Origin of the sequence: Rhodococcus sp. BP22 (assembly GCF_014281965.1) — a bacterium.
In the GTDB taxonomy this organism is placed as follows: Bacteria; Actinomycetota; Actinomycetes; order Mycobacteriales; family Mycobacteriaceae; genus Rhodococcoides.
The window spans coordinates 492,610-507,130 of the sequence record NZ_JACFTB010000001.1 but is presented as its reverse complement, the minus strand read 5'-3'; the positions used below and the strand labels follow the sequence as shown (position 1 = coordinate 507,130).

Sequence of the window (14,521 nt, the reverse complement as noted above, 5' to 3'; positions counted from 1 at the left end):
GGGTGAGTTTGGTAGCGTCGTGGCGAAACAAACCGTTTGCAAAGTATTGTGTTGCGTAACTGCTGCTCAGTTCGAAAACTGCAGTGGAGTCCAAAGCCGAAGTCGAAATCCGGATACGGGGGGACCGTGGACCGCGAACAACCACAAGGCGCTAGCGCCGCGTGGTCGATCCGTGCCCAGGCGAGTTCTGGTCATCCTTTTCGAACGAACTCGTCGCCGATCGAGCCGGTGTGGACACAGGCATCGTCCGCCGACGCGGATTCGCGCAGCGGCGAACCCGCGACCAGCGACCGGCAAGTACCCCCGTGGCAATCGAGTCGGTCGGCCGATCGCCAGGCTCCACCGCGCTACGCTCCACACTCGCAAGTAGTTCCCGTTCCTGCTCGCAACGATCGCGTCGATGACTGGACCCCACCGTGGTCGGGTCCTTCTACCGCCCGTTCCCAGCAGGTTCAGCCCGTCAGCGGTCGAACCCCCAGTAGTAGGACCTCCAACGGTTATCCGCCCGGCGACCCTGCTTCCGGTGCAACACCGGGACCGGATCAGCCGTTCGGAGCGCAGTACCAGCCGACCAGCCAGGATCTCGCTCCCGACACCCTTCTCAAGCGTCCGCGGCGCACTTCCTCGTCGGGCTGGCGCAAGGGAGTACATCGACTTACCGGTGGGGTGATCAATCCTGGTGAATCGACTGCGGAGGAGCGCTACCGCAACCAGGTGGAGCGCATAAGGCAACCGGTTCTGGGGGACTACCGAATCGCGTTTCTCTCGCTCAAAGGTGGTGTCGGGAAGACCACGACGACCCTGGGCCTCGGTTCGACGTTCGCGTCGTTGCGCGGTGATTGCGTAATCGCGGTAGATGCGAATCCCGATTTCGGAACGCTGGGTGAACGGGTTCCGCGTCAGACGTCGTCGACGGTGCGCGACTTGCTGGCGGATGCTCCCAATGTTCGACGCTATTCCGACATCCGAGCGCACACCTCGCAGGCGCCGAGTCGATTGGAAGTTCTTGCCGGAGAACGTGATCCCGCGGCATCGGAGATGTTCGGCGAAGAGGACTACCGTTCCGTCATCGATATGCTTCAGGTCTATTACAACTTGATTTTGACCGACTGCGGCACGGGCATCATGCACTCGGCGATGAACGGCGTGCTGCAACTGGCAAACGCACTCGTGCTCGTCTCCTCACCCGCTGTCGATGGCGCGCGTAGCGCAGCGGCCACGCTCGATTGGCTTCAGCTGCACGGTTATGGGCACTTGGTCGAGCGCACGGTGGTCGTGATCAGTTCGGTTCGGCCCGGTTCGTCCGCAGTCGATATGAACTTGCTGACTCAGCATTTCTTGGAACGGTGCCGCGCAGTGCTCGTCGTACCGTTCGACGAGCATTTGGCCGAGGGTGCCGTCGTCGATCTGGATCTTCTTCGCCCGCAGACACGCTCGGCGTTCGTCGAGCTTGCGGCGATGGTGGCCGATGACTTTCCGGCAGCATCCGGACGGCACTCGGGCCCGACTTGGCGCTGAGCCGGATGCGCCTGGCTCACGCAGATTTGTCCCTCGATTCGTGGGCTCATTCGAATTCAGTTGTGGTCGAACCTTGTTCGAGCTAGTTCGCGTGAAGAGGTTTGAGTCGAATCGGTGTGAAGTGGACCAGCGTCAACGGATCGAGATACTCCCGGCCTCGTCGCACACCCCAGTGCAGACACACTTCCGTGCAGCTTGGATGGCCCGGTTCGAGCGTTCCGACAATCTCTGAGGCTCTGACCCGCATTCCGGCGTGGACCGAGGCGGTCACCGGTTCGTAAGTGGTGCGAAGTCCACCTGGGTGGTCGATCGAGACCACGGGTTTTCCTGCTACTCGGCCCGCGAACACGACTGTGCCAGGCCCTGATGCGCGTACTGCCTGATTGGAGCTCCCTGCCAGGTCGGCGCCGCGATGGCCGGGGAGCCAGTCATGCTCGGGAGGGTCGAAAAGGTTGACCACTGGCGGTCGTGGCGACAAAGGCCAGCGAAATGCCTGCGACGGGGTCGGAGGGGAAGCCCCGGACGGAGAGACGTCGGCCAGGCCGGCGGCTGCCGCGATCAGCGTGATGACGAGGGCTGCTGCCAGGACTTTCATGGTATTCAGAATGTCGGTTGAGGCAATTTTTCAGGGTGCGGTTGTACGGCCTGTGGACAGACGGAAAGTTTGTCCACACATCTAGTCGTCCCTTGACCTCCGCCCTGGTTATGAGCTGCGACTTTCAGGCCGTACACTGGCGGAGCGACCTGTGTCCGCACGGGTCGACTTCGCGCGTCCGCGCTTTGAGGCAGCCATTTCGACAATGGAAGTCACATACCCGGTTGTCGGCGGTCCCACTTTTTTCGAGTGGGTTCGGCAACCAGCGGTCGCCAGGGCAGGGGTCGAACGACACTCTGCGTCAACCGGCAAATGAAAGCGAGTTATTCAGCCATGGCTGTAGTAACTATGAGGCAGCTGCTCGACAGCGGCACGCACTTCGGACATCAGACCCGTCGTTGGAATCCGAAGATGAAGCGATTCATCTTCACCGACCGCAACGGCATCTACATCATTGACTTGCAGCAGACACTGACCTTCATCGATCAGGCCTACGAGTTCGTCAAAGAGACCGTCGCCCACGGTGGCACGGTTCTGTTCGTCGGCACCAAGAAGCAGGCTCAGGAGTCCATCGCCGCTGAGGCAACCCGCGTGGGAATGCCCTACGTGAATCAGCGCTGGCTCGGTGGCATGCTCACCAACTTCCAGACGGTCCACAAGCGTCTCATTCGCCTCAAGGAGCTCGAGGCAATGGAGCAGACCGGTGGGTTCGAGGGACGCACCAAGAAGGAAATCCTCATGCTTACGCGTGAGATGACCAAGCTGGACCGCACCCTCGGCGGAATCCGTGACATGGCCAAGGTTCCCTCGGCCATCTGGATCGTCGACACCAACAAAGAGCACATCGCCGTCGGCGAGGCTCGCAAGCTGAAGATCCCGGTCATCGCGATCCTGGACACCAACTGCGACCCTGACGTCGTCGACTACCCGATCCCGGGCAACGATGATGCAATCCGCTCCGCAGCACTGCTGACCAAGGTCGTTGCATCTGCAGTGGCCGAGGGCGTACAGGCTCGCGCGGGTCTCAACACTGCTACCGACGCGAAGCCCGAGGTCGGCGCAGGCGAGCCACTCGCCGAGTGGGAGCTCGAGCAGCTTGCACAGGCATCTCCCGCAGCGGCTGAGACGCAGGAAGCTGCAGCAGAGGCACCCGTTGCCGATGCTGAGGCACCTGCCGCGGAAGCACCCGCCGCTGATGCGCCTGCCGCAGAAGCACCAGCAACACAGGCTTGATCGATTGGGTCCTGATAGGCGTGACCCACGCCTATCAGGACCTTTTCTGCAGTATTCGAGAACTTTTATGCTCTGCCCACCCACAGCATTCGAGGAGGCTCGCTCAACATGGCGAACTACACCGCCGCTGACGTCAAGCGGCTCCGTGAGCTCACCGGCTCCGGAATGATGGACTGCAAGAACGCTCTAGCCGAGGCCGATGGAGACTTCGACAAGGCTGTCGAGCAACTACGCATCAAGGGCGCCAAGGACGTCGGCAAGCGTGCCGAGCGGTCCACCGCCGAAGGTCTCGTGGTCGCCAAGGGCGGAGTGCTACTCGAGATCAACTCCGAGACCGACTTCGTCGCCAAGAACGAAGAGTTCCAGACGTTCGCGAACTCCGTCGTCGCTGTTGCCGCCGAAGGCAAGCCCGCCGACGTCGAGGCATTGAAGGCACTGAACCTCGACGGAAAGACCGTGGACGCGGCGCTGGGCGAGCTGTCGGCCAAGATCGGCGAGAAGCTCGAACTCCGACGAGTCGCGTCGTTCGAGGGCCCAGTTGCGATCTACCTGCACAAGCGCAGCGCTGATCTGCCGCCGGCTGTCGGCGTAATCGTCGAATACACAGGTGAGGGCGAGGCTGCTGCTGAGGCTGCTCGCAGTGCTGCGATGCAGGTTGCCGCGCTCAAGGCCAAGTACGTCACGCGTGACGAGGTTCCTGAGGACATCGTCGCTTCCGAGCGTCGTATCGCCGAGGAAACCGCTCGCGAGGAGGGCAAGCCAGAACAGGCACTCCCGAAGATCATCGAAGGCCGTGTCAACGGATTCTTCAAGGATGTCGTGCTCACCGAGCAGTCCTCGGTTCAGGATTCCAAGAAGACCGTGAAGGCGATCCTCGACGAGGCCGGCGTCAAGATCACGCGTTTCGCACGGTTCGAGGTCGGCGCAAGCTGATCGCGGATACCGAGCAAATTTTTTGAGGTTGCCGTTCGCTCGACTTCGGTCGAGCGGACGGCAACTTTTTGTTTGCTGCCACGCCGCGATGTGTCGCGTCAGCCGGGTGTTTAGTCCGTGGCGGCTTCGATAAGGCAGGATATGGGTAGTGGGTGCCTTTGGAGGGCCCTTTATTTACCGTGCGCAATCGACCGGCGAGAACCGAGGAGAGTTATGACCGATCCCGCCACCGACAGGCCCGGATTCAAGCGAGTAATGCTCAAACTGGGTGGAGAGATGTTCGGAGGAGGCCAAGTAGGTCTCGACCCTGACGTCGTCACCAACGTTGCCGAGCAGATTGCCGAGGTCGTAGCCACCGGAGTTCAGGTTGCTGTCGTCATCGGCGGAGGTAACTTTTTTCGGGGTGCCGAACTGCAGCAGCGGGGGATGGACCGTTCCCGCTCCGACTACATGGGCATGCTCGGAACTGTGATGAACTGTCTTGCTTTGCAGGACTTTCTGGAAAAGCAGGGTGTGGCCACCCGTGTGCAGACCGCGATAACGATGGGGCAGGTCGCCGAGCCTTATCTGCCGCTTCGCGCGCGTCGCCATCTGGAAAAGGGCCGAGTCGTCATCTTCGGCGCGGGCATGGGTATGCCGTATTTCTCGACCGACACGACGGCTGCGCAGCGTGCTCTCGAGATCGGGGCCGAGGTGTTGCTGATGGCGAAGGCCGTCGACGGCGTCTATTCGGCCGACCCGAGGCTCGACCCGGACGCAACGATGTTCGAATCGATCACGCATCGTGAGGTCATCGAGAAGGGCTTACAGGTCGCCGACGCCACCGCCTTCAGTCTCTGCATGGACAATCAGATGCCGATCATGGTGTTCAACCTGCTCATCCAGGGGAATATCGCCCGCGCTGTCGCGGGTGAGAAGATCGGGACACTGGTCACATCGTGATCGTTTCCCAGCACGTACTCGAACATGCTGGATCATCAGCAAAGACGATGGAGGTCAAGCCGTGATAGACGAAGCGCTTTTCGACGCCGAGGAGAGGATGGAGAAGGCGGTCACCGTTGCTCGCGACGACCTGTCGTCCATCCGAACCGGCAGGGCCAATCCGGGCATGTTCAACCGCATTGTGATCGAGTACTACGGTTCCCCGACGCCTATCACCCAGCTGGCGAGTGTCAGTGTCCCCGAGGCCCGGATGGTAGTGATCAAGCCTTACGAGCCTGCACAGCTCGGGCCGATCGAGACTGCGATTCGCAACTCCGATCTCGGTGTGAACCCGACGAACGATGGCAACCTCATTCGTATCAGCATTCCGCAGCTGACGGAGGAGCGCCGCCGCGAGTTCGTCAAGCAGGCCAAGGGCAAGGGCGAAGACGCCAAGGTGGCGATCCGCAACGTGCGTCGAAAGACGATGGAAGAGCTCAAGCGTATTCAGAAAGATGGCGAGGCGGGCGAGGACGAGGTCCTACGGGCCGAGAACGAGCTCGACAAGACCACCTCGAAGTACACCGTGTCGATCGACGAATTGGTCAAGCGTAAAGAAGCGGACTTGATGGAGGTCTGATTCTCCCGGAAGAGTCGGACATAGATGATGAAGCAAGGAGATGGCGTCGTGGTGGGATCGGAACGGCCACTGGGCTCTGCCGTACCCGACCCCTCGACGCCAGGAGAGTCGGCCGACGCTACTCACGTCGAGCCGAAGTCGATAGGGGATCCGGTGCCTAAGGCGACGGGCAAAGCGGGTCGTAATCTGCCGGCCGCGATTGCGGTGGGCGGCGGGTTGGGTATCTCGCTGATATTGATCTTGGTATTCGCGCCGTTGGTCTGGATCGGCGTTGTTGCGGTCGCGCTCGCCATCGCTACCTACGAGGTGGCCAGGCGCCTTCGTGAAGCCGGAGTGCTCGTTCCGCGGATTCCGTTGATCGTGGGCGGGCAAGCGATAATCTGGCTCGGCTGGCCGTGGGGAACTGCCGGTGTGCTGAGCGCTACCGCGGGCACTGTGTTGGTGTGCATGGTGTGGCTGCTGTTGCAGCAGGGCCTCGGTTCGGCGCCGAAGAACTATCTACGCGAACTTGCGGTCACCATCCTGGTGGCATGTTGGTTGCCCCTGCTGGCATCTTTCGCGGTACTGATGGTTCTGCAGGACGACGGTGCAGGTCGCATTCTGGTGTTTGTCATCGCGGTCGTGTGCTCGGATGTCGGCGGTTACGTCGCCGGGGTGCTTTTCGGTAAGCATCCGATGGCGCCTGCGATCAGTCCGAAGAAGTCGTGGGAAGGACTTGCTGGGTCGCTCCTTTTCTGTGTCATCGGCAGCCTGCTCACTGTCACACTCATCCTCGATGCGAACTCGATGATCGGTGTTCTGCTCGGCGTCGTCCTCGTTGTGACCGGCACGCTGGGCGATCTCATCGAATCTCAGGTCAAGCGCGATCTTCGGATCAAGGACATGGGGACCTTGCTGCCGGGCCACGGCGGCATCATGGATCGCCTCGACTCGCTCCTGCCGTCGGCGTTCGTCGCGTGGTTGATCTTCACAGTCCTTCTCTGACATACCGATGATGTCGCCGCCGTTTCGCTCGATTCCGAGTCCCAACATCTGGCATTGGCCCGAGGTCTACGAGTCGGAGAATCGTGCACAGGATGTCGACGGGCGTATACCTGCGGAACTGCAAAGGATCGCGCCCTGGGACGGCCGGACCATCGTCGATGTGGGATGTGGCACCGGCTTCCATCTGCCGCTGTTCGCCTCGCGTGCTCACCGAGTCGTGGGTGTCGAGCCGCATGGCCCTCTCGTGGACGCGGCGCGGACCCGAGTTGCCGGGCTGGCGAACGTCGAGGTCGTGTCGGGCAGCGCCGAGGCGTTACCCCTCGACGACGACTCGGTGGATATCGTGCACGCGCGGACAGCCTATTTCTTCGGGCCAGGATGCGGCCGCGGTGTATCGGAAGCGATGCGTGTGCTCAGGCCGGGTGGAACGCTCGTCGTGGTGGACCTCGACGTCGGGGCATCGCCCTACGGTGACTGGATGCGGGCGGACCTACCGAATTACGACTGTGCGGCCGTCGAGTCGTTCTTTGCAGCCCAGGGTTTCGATCTGACCCGGGTAGATACTCGCTGGGAGTTTGCCGATCGGGCGACCCTGGATGCGGTACTGGGTATCGAATTCACGGCGCGCACAGCGGCCAGGGCTGCTCGGAGCATCCCTGGCCTGAGTATCGATGTGCGATATCGAGTTCACTCGCGACCGAAGCCTATTGGACTCGAACTGATTTAAGCAGGGTTGTTCTCTGCGGTGATGCCGAAGATTCCTGCCGATTCGCGAATTTTGAGGGCCTTGGCAAGGCGCGGCAGGTCACTGCCGTCCTTCACGTGCGCTCCATCGATGCCCAGCGTGTCGATAACCTCGTCGGCCCAGGTGACATCTCCTGGGGCTGGAGCGAGTACGCGGTTGACGATGGGGGCCTGTTCCGCGTGCATACACAGTTTGCCGGTCATGCCCATCGAGACGGTCAGGGCCGAATCGCGCGCCAGGATGCTGTCGTTGGCGGTCAGTGTCGGGCCGTCGATGGGTCCGGGAAGGCGCGCAGCGCGACTCGACACCACCAGCCGTGAGCGTGGGTACGCCATGGCGAGTGGTTCGTCGCTCATCCCGGTGTCGCGACGGAAGTCGCCGCTGCCGAAGGCCAATCGGAAGGTCGAGTCCGCGCGAGCGATCTCCGGTGTCGCCTCGAGGCCGACTGCGGATTCGACCAGAGCGAGAATGCGAGTCCCAGTTGTCACTCGTGCCGCCGTGGCATCGACCTGGCCGCCGCTCTCGGTTTTCGCGAGCATGATGCCTGCCAGGCCGCGCAGGCCGGAGAGCGCTTCGAGGTCGTCGGCCCAGAAGGGCGTGGTTGCGTCGTTTATGCGAACCCAGGCAGAGTTGCCCGCTTCGAGCCACGCGACGACGGCGTCGCGTGCCGCAGGCTTTGCATGCGGTGACACCGCGTCTTCGATGTCGAGAATCACCGCGTCCACCTCCGATGCGGCTGCGGTCGCGAATGCCTCGGGCTGGGTAGCGGGTACCAGCAACCACGAGCGTGCTCGTTCCGGTGCTACGCCAAATGTCACTGGGGTCTCCATGAAAGTGGTCACGTCGGGCTCCTTGCGGTGAGATCGGGCACGACCGACATTATCGATTCAGTACGGCGTTGCCATCTTCCGTGCATTCTGTTCACCGCGGGTTAGTTTACTTGCGTTTGGCGCTACGCCTGACCTGGAGGATGCGAACCTCTCATACGAGAGCGATGATCAAAGCCCCCGCGAGGGAAGATTCGGAGCAGACCGACGCCGTTCGGCTACCCCTCGCCGTGGGGCTGGAAATTGCGCGCTGAATAGGAGAGAAGTGCCCAGTAGTGGGACACTGGATTTATTATGAGTGATTCTGCTATGACCGCCGACGAATCCACAGCCGAGAGCGCCCGCCCGCGGACGAGGCCGACACTGCCGTTGGTGTTCGCGGATCGCCGTCGCGGCATGCCCTCACGCCACCTCGCCGACCTGGATCGAGAAGGACTGAAATCGGCAGTCAAGGACCTCGGGCTTCCTGCCTTTCGTGCCGACCAACTTGCCCGCCACTACTACGGCAGGCTCGAAGCGGATACGACCAAGATGACCGACCTTCCTGCCGGGATTCGGGAAAAGGTCGGAGCGGACCTGTTTCCGCCGTTGCTGACGGCAATCAAGCACTTGTCGTGTGACGACGGCGATACTCGCAAGACGCTGTGGAAGGCCAATGACGGCACGCTGCTCGAGAGCGTCCTGATGCGGTATCCGGATCGGGCGACTCTGTGCATCTCGAGTCAGGCCGGTTGCGGGATGGCCTGCCCATTTTGCGCTACCGGGCAGGCTGGACTCGATCGCAACCTCTCCACTGCCGAGATAGTCGACCAGGTTCGATCGGCGGCAGCAGATCTACGTGACGGCGCCGTGCCCGGAGGCGAAGGACGGCTGTCGAACGTCGTGTTCATGGGCATGGGTGAGCCTTTGGCCAACTACAAGCGTGTCGTCTCCGCTGTGCGCAAGATCGTCTCTCCTGCGCCCGATGGACTCGGCCTGTCGCAGCGGTCGGTGACTGTATCGACCGTGGGTCTGGCACCTGCCATTCGCAAACTCGCCGACGAGGGCTTGTCCGTCACGCTCGCTGTATCGCTGCATACTCCGGACGATGAGTTGCGGGACACCCTGGTGCCGGTGAACAACCGGTGGTCGGTGGCCGAAGTGCTGTCGGCGGCAAGATACTACGCGGATCAGACCGGCCGTCGAGTGTCGATCGAATACGCGATGATCAGAGATGTCAACGATCAGCCGTGGCGTGCGGACCTGCTGGGCAAGAAGCTGCACAAGGCCCTCGGATCGAGAGTGCATGTCAATCTCATTCCGCTCAACCCGACCCCGGGCAGCGAATGGGATGCCAGCCCGAAGCCCGTCGAACGTGAATTCGTGAGAAGGGTGATCGCGCAAGGTGTTTCGTGCACCGTCCGGGATACTCGCGGTCAGGAAATCGCTGCCGCTTGCGGTCAGCTCGCTGCTGAGAACTGACGAACAGCGCAAAAAAGAACCCGATATCTGCTCAGTGCAGCTATCGGGTTCTTTCGGTTCTGTGTGCTATCGAGGCTTCCGGCGGACGATGATGTCGCGAACCACGATGCCGACGAGCGCAATGGCGAAGCCGATGAGGTACAGGTCTTCGATTCCGCCCGTGTGGTTTCCGTGGATCATGAGCAGCAGGAAGACCGCGACGGCGATAGCAGCGATCCGCATCGCCTTGTTCGACTCACCGCTCCAGCCCCAATCGGCCGAGGGTACTTCGGCTATGTCCTCGTGGGTGTACTCGACCGGGTCGTACGAAGCGGGGTCCAGTTCGGTTTGTGCCACCGGTCGATCCTCTCGGGTCAGGGTGCAGCCGAAAGTCCGGCATGCGTGTGCGCCCTAAGTTTGGCATACGACCGGCAGTAGTAGCGAGTAGGGGCGCAACTAGCGGACCACGGCGCCAAGTCACACAGCGTAAGCACGCAAAGCGGCCAGGTACCTGTCGGTGAAGAGTCTTTGGACCCATCTTCCGACAGGCCCGCCGAGTGCAGTGAACCAGCGACCGGGTCGTGAGAACGCGCGGATGTGGGCGAAGACAGCGCCGTTCGCCGGATCGAATTCGACGGCGAAGCTCTCCTCGCCCTGCTCTGGGTGCCCAGGCAAGGTGCCATACGCGAACCCCCGTCGATCGGGAGAGTCGATGAGGTACACGACGCGGCAGGGAATCCGAATCGGACCCAGCGTCAGCACTACGACGGTGTCCACCTCGGCCGTCGGGGTCGATGCGTCGACACCGAGTCCCGACTTTCGATGCATCTGCCATCCCGACAGCGCGTCGGCTGCTGCTTCGAATGCATCGCGTCCGGTGCCGATGTGCAGTCGACGATCGAGGTGGTGGTAGCCGAAGGGCAACGGGCCCTTGGTGCCGCCGATCTCGGGATAAGTGAGCTCCATGAGAGCCCAGCGTGCCACGGATGGCGGCCGCACAGGTGACTCTCAGAGTCGATCAGGAACAATGAACGAGTGCCCGAGCATCGAACACCTCCAGTATCGCGTCCTGTCCGGGTGTTGCTCCTGGGCAGCACCGGTTCCATCGGAACCCAAGCCCTCGAGGTGATCGCTGCCAATCCCGAATCGTTCGAGGTGGTCGGGCTCGCCGCAGGCGGTCGCAACATCGACCTGCTCGGACGTCAGATCCGCGATACCGGTGTCTCGTCCGTCGCAGTCGCAGACCCGAATACGGGTGCCGAATTGGATCTGGCGAACGTCCTGACCGGCGATCGTGCCGTCACCGAACTCGTGGAGTCGGTCGAGGCCGACGTCGTGTTGAACGCGTTGGTGGGCTCGCGTGGGCTGGAGCCGACACTCGCTGCGTTGAAATCCGGAGCGACGCTGGCCCTGGCGAACAAGGAATCCTTGGTCGCGGGCGGCGAGCTCGTCCTCAGGGCTGCTGCTCCCGGGCAGATAGTCCCAGTGGATTCCGAACATTCTGCCCTTGCACAGTGTCTTCGAAGTGGTCGAGCCGAGGAGGTGGAGCGGCTGGTGTTGACTGCGTCGGGCGGCCCGTTCCGCGGTTGGTCGGAGGCAGAGTTGAAATCCGTCACTCCCGAGCAGGCAGCGGCGCATCCGACCTGGTCGATGGGGCAGATGAACACGCTGAACTCCGCGACGATGGTGAACAAGGGGCTCGAACTGATCGAAACTCATCTGCTGTTCGGTATCCCGTACGAGCGGATCGATGTCACGGTTCATCGACAGTCGATCGTGCATTCGATGGTCACCTTCTTCGATGGATCGACGATCGCGCAGGCGAGTCCGCCCGATATGCGTCTGCCGATCGCGCTCGCATTGGGATGGCCGAACCGGGTCGCGAATGCTGCCCGTCCACTCGATTTCACGACCGCGTTCTCCTGGGATTTCGAGCCGCTCGACGATCGGGTGTTCCCTGCTGTCCAACTGGCGCGTGAGGCGGGAATTCTCGGGGGTTGCATGACGGCGGTCTACAACGCAGCGAACGAGGTCGCCGCCGAAGCGTTCCTCGCCGGCCGTATCGAATTCCCACGGATCGTCGACACCGTCAAGGAGGTCCTCGGGGCAGGCAGCAGCGAGTGGACCGCCACTCCCACTACCGTGGGCGAGGTACTCGCAGCCGATTCCTGGGCTCGTCGTCAGGCCCGCGCACTCTTGAATCAGAAGGATTAATCGAAGATGGTGTTCGCATTCGGCGTCGTACTGTTCGCCCTGGGGATCACGGTGTCCATCGCCCTGCACGAGGCCGGTCATATGTTGACCGCACGCGCCACGGGCATGAAGGTTCGACGCTTCTTCATCGGCTTCGGTCCAAAGGTGTTCTCTTTTCGGCGGGGTGAGACGGAGTACGGACTCAAGGCGATACCGGCAGGCGGTTTCTGTGACATCGCCGGGATGACCGCGATCGACGAGCTCGCGCCCGACGAGGTCGAGCGTGCGATGTATCGGCAGAAAACGTGGAAGCGGCTCATCGTCATGCTCGGCGGAATAGCGATGAACTTCGTTCTCGGTTTCCTACTCATCTTCACGCTCGCTGTGGGCTGGGGACTGCCGAATCTCAATCAGCCGAGCAACGCGATGGTGGGCGAGATGCCCTGCGTGACAGCGACACAGAACGAAGATCTCACTTACCCGGAATGCAGTGGACCCAGTCCGGCCTACTCAGCGGGTATCCGTGAAGGGGACGTCATCGTCTCGGTGAACGGCACTCCGACTACAGACTTCGCCGATGTCGTCGCGGCCACGCAGCCGCTGTCCGGAACCGCTGACTTCGTCGTCGAACGCGACGGGCGTGAGCTGACCTTCCCCGTACAGATCCAGCAGGTCCAGCGTTGGGTACGTGACGGCACCGAGACCGGGCGTAAGTCGACAACCGTGGGCGCGGTGGGCCTTCAGCTCGCGTATTTCTATCCGACCCAGTACAACCCGCTCGCGGCGATACCTGCATCGTTCGCGTTCACCGGCGACATGTTCGTCGAGACTGCACACCGGCTGGTGCAGATGCCGAGCAAGGTCGCGGACCTGTGGACCTCGGTCACCGGAGGGGTCAGAGACCCGGAAACACCGATAAGTGTGGTCGGGGCCAGCGTGATCGGCGGGCAACTGGTGGAGAGGTCGTTGTGGCCGGTATTCGTACTGCTGCTCGCGAGCCTGAACTTCTTCCTCGGCATTTTCAACCTGCTGCCGCTGCTTCCCCTCGACGGCGGACACATGGCCGTCACCATCTACGAGCGGATCCGCAATTTCTTCCGCCAGCGTCGTGGTCTGCCGAACGGTGGACCCGTCGACTACATGAAGCTGATGCCCGTCACGTATGTGGTGATCGTGATCGGCGGCGCGTACATGTTGCTCACTCTCACCGCGGACATCGTGAACCCGATCCGATTGTTCTAGATACACTCGTGCTCATAGCTAGGGAAGAAGGCAACGAAGTGACTGTGTCAGTCGGATTGGGAATGCCGGCGCCGCCGGTTCCCGTACTCGCTCCTCGACGTAAGACTCGTCAACTGCAGGTCGGCACCGTCGGTGTCGGCAGCGAACACCCGATCTCGGTGCAGTCGATGACAACCACCAAGACCCACGACATCAACGCCACCCTGCAGCAGATCGCAGAGCTGACAGCGTCGGGATGCGACATCGTTCGAGTGGCGTGCCCCACACAAGAGGACGCCGATGCGCTGTCCATCATTGCGCGGAAGAGCCAGATACCGGTCATTGCCGATATCCACTTCCAGCCCAAGTACATTTTCGCGGCGATCGATGCCGGGTGCGCGGCCGTCCGAGTGAATCCTGGCAACATCAAGGAATTCGACGGGCGTGTCAAGGAGGTCGCGAAGGCGGCCCGCGAGGCCAACATCCCCATCCGGATCGGCGTCAATGCCGGATCGCTCGACAAGCGGATGATGGACAAGTACGGCAAGGCCACGCCCGAAGCGCTGGTGGAATCGGCACTGTGGGAAGCCGGGCTGTTCGAGGAGCACGGCTTCGGTGACATCAAGATCTCGGTCAAGCACAACGACCCCGTTGTCATGGTGGCTGCTTACGAGCAACTTGCGGCGCAGTGTGACTATCCGCTGCACCTGGGAGTGACAGAAGCCGGACCTGCATTCCAGGGCACCATCAAATCTGCAGTCGCGTTCGGAGCGCTGCTCTCTCGTGGGATCGGCGACACGATTCGTGTGTCGCTCTCTGCACCACCGGCCGAGGAAATCAAGGTCGGCAACCAGATTCTTCAGTCGCTCAACCTCCGCCCACGCAAGCTGGAGATCGTTTCCTGCCCGTCGTGCGGCCGTGCTCAGGTGGACGTGTACAAGCTCGCCGACGAGGTCACCGCCGGGCTCGAAGGCATGGAAATCCCGCTTCGTGTTGCGGTTATGGGGTGCGTGGTGAACGGCCCCGGTGAGGCCCGGGATGCAGATATCGGTGTCGCGTCCGGCAACGGCAAAGGGCAGATCTTCGTCAAGGGCAAGGTCATCAAAACGGTTCCCGAAGCTCAGATCGTGGAGACCTTGATCGAGGAAGCAATGCGTATCGCCGAGGAATACGAAGTCGACGAGAGTGCGGATGCAAGCACCCCTGTCGTAACGGTCAGCTGATTGGCACACTTGCGCCCGTAAGTCTGGCAATCTGGTCTTCTATGTCGG

At 61.8% G+C, this 14,521-nt stretch carries 15 protein-coding genes; 11 read left to right on the top strand and 4 right to left on the bottom strand.

What is annotated here, in order from left to right; genetic code table 11:
* Positions 1–228: 228 nt before the first annotated feature.
* Complete coding sequence (locus H2510_RS02350) at positions 229–1,518, top strand: AAA family ATPase (protein WP_397517310.1); 1,290 nt, start codon at positions 229–231, stop codon at positions 1,516–1,518.
* 82 nt (positions 1,519–1,600) lie between these two features.
* Here the strand turns inward: H2510_RS02350 and H2510_RS02345 are convergent, their stop codons facing one another.
* Entirely contained in the window at positions 1,601–2,113 is a 513-nt protein-coding gene (locus H2510_RS02345) for a M23 family metallopeptidase (protein WP_186626756.1), read from the bottom strand.
* 333 nt (positions 2,114–2,446) lie between these two features.
* Here H2510_RS02345 and rpsB point away from each other — a divergent pair, with 333 nt between their 5' ends.
* The 6 genes from rpsB (at position 2,447) to H2510_RS02315 (ending at position 7,551) form a co-directional block, all read left to right on the top strand.
* A complete protein-coding gene (rpsB, locus tag H2510_RS02340) occupies positions 2,447–3,346 on the top strand; it encodes a 30S ribosomal protein S2 (protein WP_084348944.1) in 900 nt (299 codons plus the stop codon).
* Positions 3,347–3,454: 108 nt separating this feature from the next.
* The gene (gene tsf / locus H2510_RS02335; protein WP_186626755.1) at positions 3,455–4,279 is read left to right on the top strand and encodes a translation elongation factor Ts; all 825 of its coding nucleotides are present in this window, start codon (positions 3,455–3,457) and stop codon (positions 4,277–4,279) included.
* A gap of 213 nt (positions 4,280–4,492) precedes the next feature.
* Complete coding sequence (gene pyrH / locus H2510_RS02330; RefSeq protein ID WP_084348606.1) at positions 4,493–5,221, top strand: UMP kinase; 729 nt, start codon at positions 4,493–4,495, stop codon at positions 5,219–5,221.
* A 61-nt stretch (positions 5,222–5,282) separates the two neighbouring features.
* The gene (gene frr, locus H2510_RS02325) at positions 5,283–5,840 is read left to right on the top strand and encodes a ribosome recycling factor (protein WP_136169283.1); all 558 of its coding nucleotides are present in this window, start codon (positions 5,283–5,285) and stop codon (positions 5,838–5,840) included.
* A 24-nt stretch (positions 5,841–5,864) separates the two neighbouring features.
* Positions 5,865–6,824, top strand: coding sequence for a phosphatidate cytidylyltransferase (locus H2510_RS02320; protein WP_261392670.1), 960 nt, complete (start codon positions 5,865–5,867; stop codon positions 6,822–6,824).
* 7 nt (positions 6,825–6,831) lie between these two features.
* A complete protein-coding gene (locus tag H2510_RS02315; RefSeq protein WP_397517309.1) occupies positions 6,832–7,551 on the top strand; it encodes a class I SAM-dependent methyltransferase in 720 nt (239 codons plus the stop codon).
* On the opposite strand, the gene H2510_RS02310 is transcribed toward H2510_RS02315, so the two are convergent.
* The gene (locus H2510_RS02310; RefSeq protein WP_186627113.1) at positions 7,548–8,399 is read right to left on the bottom strand and encodes a CoA ester lyase; all 852 of its coding nucleotides are present in this window, start codon (positions 8,397–8,399) and stop codon (positions 7,548–7,550) included. The genes H2510_RS02315 and H2510_RS02310 overlap by 4 nt on opposite strands.
* 306 nt (positions 8,400–8,705) lie before the next feature.
* Between H2510_RS02310 and rlmN the strand changes: the two genes are divergently transcribed.
* Positions 8,706–9,857 carry a 23S rRNA (adenine(2503)-C(2))-methyltransferase RlmN gene (rlmN, locus tag H2510_RS02305; RefSeq protein ID WP_186627112.1) on the top strand — a complete coding sequence of 384 codons (1,152 nt, stop codon included), beginning with the start codon at positions 8,706–8,708 and terminating at the stop codon, positions 9,855–9,857.
* A 66-nt stretch (positions 9,858–9,923) separates the two neighbouring features.
* On the opposite strand, the gene H2510_RS02300 is transcribed toward rlmN, so the two are convergent.
* Positions 9,924–10,193 (bottom strand): DUF2631 domain-containing protein, encoded by a 270-nt coding sequence (locus H2510_RS02300; RefSeq protein ID WP_084348612.1) that lies wholly within the window; start codon positions 10,191–10,193, stop codon positions 9,924–9,926.
* Between the two features lie 120 nt (positions 10,194–10,313).
* A complete protein-coding gene (locus tag H2510_RS02295) occupies positions 10,314–10,802 on the bottom strand; it encodes a DUF1990 family protein (protein WP_186626754.1) in 489 nt (162 codons plus the stop codon).
* Between the two features lie 69 nt (positions 10,803–10,871).
* Here H2510_RS02295 and dxr point away from each other — a divergent pair, with 69 nt between their 5' ends.
* The 3 genes from dxr to ispG all read left to right on the top strand — a co-directional run bounded on the left by dxr (position 10,872) and on the right by ispG (position 14,473).
* Positions 10,872–12,050: a 1-deoxy-D-xylulose-5-phosphate reductoisomerase gene (dxr, locus tag H2510_RS02290; RefSeq protein ID WP_315901178.1), complete on the top strand. Its 1,179-nt coding sequence runs from the start codon at positions 10,872–10,874 to the stop codon at positions 12,048–12,050.
* A 6-nt stretch (positions 12,051–12,056) separates the two neighbouring features.
* Entirely contained in the window at positions 12,057–13,271 is a 1,215-nt protein-coding gene (locus tag H2510_RS02285; RefSeq protein WP_186626753.1) for an RIP metalloprotease, read from the top strand.
* A 62-nt stretch (positions 13,272–13,333) separates the two neighbouring features.
* Positions 13,334–14,473, top strand: a complete 1,140-nt coding sequence (ispG, locus tag H2510_RS02280) for a flavodoxin-dependent (E)-4-hydroxy-3-methylbut-2-enyl-diphosphate synthase (RefSeq protein ID WP_186627110.1) — start codon at positions 13,334–13,336, stop codon at positions 14,471–14,473.
* Positions 14,474–14,521: the final 48 nt, after the last annotated feature.

Bases quoted from the DNA above. Each gene is read 5' to 3' on its own strand.
- H2510_RS02345 (WP_186626756.1), bottom strand. From the start codon at position 2,113: ATGAAAGTCCTGGCAGCAGCCCTCGTCATCACGCTGATCGCGGCAGCC.
- rpsB (WP_084348944.1), top strand. From the start codon at position 2,447: ATGGCTGTAGTAACTATGAGGCAGCTGCTCGACAGCGGCACGCACTTC.
- tsf (WP_186626755.1), top strand. From the start codon at position 3,455: ATGGCGAACTACACCGCCGCTGACGTCAAGCGGCTCCGTGAGCTCACC.
- pyrH (WP_084348606.1), top strand. From the start codon at position 4,493: ATGACCGATCCCGCCACCGACAGGCCCGGATTCAAGCGAGTAATGCTC.
- H2510_RS02320 (WP_261392670.1), top strand. From the start codon at position 5,865: ATGATGAAGCAAGGAGATGGCGTCGTGGTGGGATCGGAACGGCCACTG.
- H2510_RS02315 (WP_397517309.1), top strand. From the start codon at position 6,832: ATGATGTCGCCGCCGTTTCGCTCGATTCCGAGTCCCAACATCTGGCAT.
- H2510_RS02310 (WP_186627113.1), bottom strand. From the start codon at position 8,399: ATGGAGACCCCAGTGACATTTGGCGTAGCACCGGAACGAGCACGCTCG.
- rlmN (WP_186627112.1), top strand. From the start codon at position 8,706: ATGACCGCCGACGAATCCACAGCCGAGAGCGCCCGCCCGCGGACGAGG.
- H2510_RS02295 (WP_186626754.1), bottom strand. From the start codon at position 10,802: ATGGAGCTCACTTATCCCGAGATCGGCGGCACCAAGGGCCCGTTGCCC.
- H2510_RS02285 (WP_186626753.1), top strand. From the start codon at position 12,057: ATGGTGTTCGCATTCGGCGTCGTACTGTTCGCCCTGGGGATCACGGTG.
- ispG (WP_186627110.1), top strand. From the start codon at position 13,334: ATGCCGGCGCCGCCGGTTCCCGTACTCGCTCCTCGACGTAAGACTCGT.